Genomic DNA, 3881 nt, shown 5'->3' with positions numbered 1-3881 from the left:
CCCATCACCCCCCTACCCCCTATGCCCCCCACCCATCCCGATCTACTCCGCAATGTCAGCCTGTACCTCGTCGGCATGATGGGCGCGGGTAAATCCACCCTGGGGAAGCGTCTAGCAGCGGTGCTGAAGTATCGATTCTTCGACACCGATACCCTGATTGAGCAAACGGCCCAGCGGTCCATTGGCGACATCTTTGCCGAGGCCGGGGAGTCTACCTTTCGGGATCTGGAAACAGCGGTGATTCGGGAACTGGCCCCCTACACCCGCATCGTGGTGTCCACCGGGGGCGGTATGGTACTGCGGCGAGAAAACTGGGGGCATCTGCGCCAAGGGGTTGTGGTGTGGGTTGATGTGCCCCTAAGGGAACTGGAAAATCGGCTGGCATTGGATAGGGGGCGGCCCCTGCTCCAGCGGCCCGACTGGCGCGATCATTTGGCCACCTTGCTGAGTCAGCGGCAAGCCCTATATCGGGAGGCCGATCTGCACCTCCAGATCAATCCGGGTGAGTCTGTCGAGGAAAGTTGCGATCGCATGATCACCCTTCTGCAATCCCAGGTCCGCTCCGAGCCTACCCGAGTTCGCCCTGCCAATGGAAAACCCGATACCTAAAACCCGATACCTAAAACCCGATACCTAAAACCTATGCATTGATACACTACGGAGATTGTCTCCTGACTAATCGCCATGACGACTCCGATCGCCCCCGATGGCGTCCGGGAAACTGACGCCACTCGGGTCCAAATCCTCAGCGAGGCCCTGCCCTACATCCAGAAGTTTCGGGGGCGCACGGTGGTGGTGAAATATGGTGGGGCCGCTATGAAGGACAATTCCCTCAAGGAAAAGGTGGTTCGGGACATTGTCTTCATGGCCTGCGTCGGCATTCGCCCCGTGGTTGTCCACGGCGGCGGGCCTGAGATCAACACTTGGCTAGAGAAACTGGGCATCGAGCCCCAGTTTAAAGATGGTCTGCGGGTCACCGATGCCCCCACCATGGACGTGGTGGAAATGGTCCTCGTAGGTCGGGTGAACAAGGAACTGGTGTCCCTGATCAACCAGGCAGGGGGATCCGCTGTGGGCCTCTGCGGCAAAGATGGCAATCTGGTGACGGCGCGACCCCAGAATGCCGAACTGGCGATGGGGTTTGTGGGGGAGGTCACCAGCGTCAAACCGGGGATTATCAAATCCCTGGTGGAGGCGGGCTATATTCCCATCATCTCCAGTGTGGCGGCGGATGAGACCGGACAAGCCTACAACATCAACGCCGATACGGTGGCGGGGGAACTGGCGGCGTCCCTGAATGCAGAAAAACTGATTCTGCTGACGGATACTCCCGGCATTTTGCAAGACTACACCGACCCCAATAGTCTGATCCCCAAACTGGATATTCCCACTGCCCGCCAACTGATGGCGTCGGGGGTGGTGGGCGGTGGCATGATTCCTAAGGTGACCTGCTGTGTGCGATCCCTGGCCCAGGGGGTGGGGGCTGCTCACATCCTCGATGGTCGGGTGCCCCATGCCCTACTACTGGAGATCTTCACCGATTTGGGCATCGGCACCATGCTCGTGGCCTCAAAATTCCATAGCTAAAGTTCCATAGCCAAAATTCCAGAACCCAAAATTCCAGAACCCAAAATTCCAGAACTTAATGTCATCCCTGTGGCATTAGCGAGTCCAAATACCTGGCACCGTTAAGGCAGACCGATTAAGTTGTCTGAGTGGTCTTGAGTAAAGGAGAACGTCCTCATGCAGATTGGGGTGCCCAAGGAAATTAAGGATCTGGAATTTCGGGTCGGCCTCACGCCAGGGACGGTCAAGGTACTGTGCGATCGCGGCCACAGTGTCACGGTGGAAACGGGGGCGGGCCTAGGGGCCGGATTCACCGATGGGGAATATGTCACCGCCGGAGCCCGCCTAGTTTCCAGCGCCGAAGAAGCCTGGAATCAGGAGATGGTAGTGAAGGTGAAAGAACCCCTTGCCGCCGAATTCCCCTTGATCCAGAAAGGCCAAATCCTCTTCACCTATCTGCACCTGGCGGCGGCCCGCCCCCTGACAGAGCACCTGATTCAGAGCGGCGTCCACGCCATCGCCTACGAAACCGTAGAGCGGGGGAACCAACGGCCCCTGCTCACCCCCATGAGCATCATCGCCGGACGGCTCTCGGTGCAGTTTGGTGCCCGCTATCTGGAACGGCAGCAGGGGGGACGAGGGGTGCTCCTGGGTGGTGTTCCCGGTGTGCGCCCCGGCAATGTGGTCATCCTCGGCGGCGGCATCGTCGGCACCGAAGCTGCAAAAATGGCCATCGGCTTGGGGGCACGGGTGCAAATCTTTGACATCAATGTAGAGCGTCTGGGCTATCTGGAGGATCTGTTTGGTTCTCGCGTGGAGCTGCTCTACAGCAGCGGACCGGAACTGGCGCGGGTGGTTCCCAATGCCGATCTGCTCATCGGTGCCGTGCTGGTGCCCGGTCGCCGTGCGCCTATCTTGGTTCCGCGATCCCTCGTCGCCCAAATGCGCCCCGGTTCCGTCATCGTTGATGTAGCAGTGGATCAGGGGGGTTGTATCGAAACCCTGAACCCCACCTCCCACAGCGATCCCACCTATGTAGAGGAGGGGGTACTCCACTACGGTGTCCCCAACATGCCCGGTGCCGTTCCCTGGACCGCCACCCAAGCCCTCAATAACACTACCCTGCCCTACACACTAAAGCTGGCGGATCACGGCCTCAAAGCCCTGGAGAACGACCCGTCCCTAGCGGCGGGGCTGAATGTGACAGACCATAAGCTCGTCCATCCCGCCGTCCAAGCCTCCTTCCCTGATTTGACCTAGTCATCAGTCAATTCATGATTGACGGGTGAAGGAACACTAGGGGCGGAACATCAGCTCCTGCGCCATATTCAGTGCCCTGTGTCTGTCTGGTACTGGCGGGCAGAAATACTTTTGTTCCATCTAGGTGTACTAAGGCAATTGTGTTAGTGTTTTATTGACACTAACAAGGCTAGGAAATGTACTCTGGATCGGAAGCTGGATGCTGAAGCTGTGCGGTGGCGGGCTAGGGCCGAGAGAATAGGAGAACGGCAGCGGAACTGAGGAGGTATTGATGCTAGGCGCGATCGCAGGTGACATGATTGGCTCGGTGTACGAGTTCAATAACCAACGCACAAAGGACTTTCCCCTCTTTGGGCCAGACACCACCTACACCGACGACACCATTCTGACGGTGGCGGTGGCGGATGTCCTGTGCCACGGGGGAGACTACGCCCAGACCTTCAAGCACTACTACCGCCAATATCCCAACCCCACCGGCAGCTACGGAGCGCGGTATCAGCAGTGGGCTGCCTCTGACAGTTTGGAGCCCTACAACAGTTGGGGCAATGGATCCGCCATGCGGGTCAGTCCCGTAGGCTTCGCCAGTGAGACCCTAGAGGAGGTGCTAGCCCTGGCCCTACGCACAGCAGCGGTAACCCACAACCATCCCGAGGGGATCAAGGGAGCCCAGGTTACTGCCGCCGCCATCTGGCTGGGGCGACAGGGAAAATCAAAAGGCGCGATCGCAGATTACATCACCGCCACCTGGGACTACGACCTCAGCCCCACCCTGACGGATCTGCGCCCCACCTACAGCTTTGATGAATCCTGCCAGGGCACCGTCCCCCCCGCCATCATTGCCTTTCTAGAGTCCACCGACTTCGAGGACGCCATCCGCAATGCCGTCTCCCTCGGCGGCGATTCCGACACCCTCACCTGCATCACCGGAGCCATCGCCCAAGGCTTCTACGGCCCCATCCCCAACGCGATCGCAGAGCAAGTCTGGTCCCGCCTAGACCCACCCTTAGCCACAGTCACCCGAACATTTTGCGATCGCTACGATTGTTGAAACTCAC

4 protein-coding genes are annotated in these 3881 nt (G+C 59.0%); all 4 read left to right on the top strand.

Features of this window, described 5'->3' with window-relative positions; all coding sequences use genetic code 11:
• Positions 1–609 (top strand): shikimate kinase (locus tag LEP6406_RS28745; protein WP_315874576.1); only part of this gene is annotated, 609 nt, incomplete at its 5' end.
• 75 nt (positions 610–684) lie between these two features.
• On the top strand, positions 685–1587 hold the full coding sequence (argB, locus tag LEP6406_RS0218110) for an acetylglutamate kinase (RefSeq protein ID WP_008313491.1): 903 nt from the start codon (positions 685–687) through the stop codon (positions 1585–1587).
• 156 nt (positions 1588–1743) lie between these two features.
• Positions 1744–2826, top strand: a complete 1083-nt coding sequence (ald, locus tag LEP6406_RS0218105) for an alanine dehydrogenase (protein ID WP_008313493.1) — start codon at positions 1744–1746, stop codon at positions 2824–2826.
• 271 nt (positions 2827–3097) lie between these two features.
• On the top strand, positions 3098–3874 hold the full coding sequence (locus LEP6406_RS0218100) for an ADP-ribosylglycohydrolase family protein (protein WP_008313494.1): 777 nt from the start codon (positions 3098–3100) through the stop codon (positions 3872–3874).
• Positions 3875–3881 lie beyond the last annotated feature (7 nt).

The organism is Leptolyngbya sp. PCC 6406, assembly GCF_000332095.2.
Lineage (GTDB): Bacteria > Cyanobacteriota > Cyanobacteriia > Phormidesmidales > Phormidesmidaceae > PCC-6406.
Note: the sequence above shows the minus strand (reverse complement) of the source record. Positions and strands in the feature narration are given on the sequence as shown.